This is a genomic window from Vibrio sp. 1151_11 (assembly GCF_029478525.1).
Lineage (GTDB): Bacteria > Pseudomonadota > Gammaproteobacteria > Enterobacterales > Vibrionaceae > Vibrio > Vibrio anguillarum.
Window position 1 is genome coordinate 1 of record NZ_SHMN01000129.1, and the last position, 297, is coordinate 297.

Annotated in this window: 1 rRNA gene; it reads right to left on the minus strand. The window is 54.5% G+C overall.

Annotation, left to right across the window (positions count from 1 at the left end):
• A 16S ribosomal RNA gene (locus EXZ60_RS19070) occupies window positions 1–297 on the minus strand; the annotation flags it as partial.

Sequence of the window (297 nt, forward strand, 5' to 3'; positions counted from 1 at the left end):
TCACCGGCAGTCTCCCTGGAGTTCCCGACATGACTCGCTGGCAAACAAGGATAAGGGTTGCGCTCGTTGCGGGACTTAACCCAACATTTCACAACACGAGCTGACGACAGCCATGCAGCACCTGTCTCAGAGTTCCCGAAGGCACACCTGCGTCTCCGCTGGCTTCTCTGGATGTCAAGAGTAGGTAAGGTTCTTCGCGTTGCATCGAATTAAACCACATGCTCCACCGCTTGTGCGGGCCCCCGTCAATTCATTTGAGTTTTAATCTTGCGACCGTACTCCCCAGGCGGTCTACTT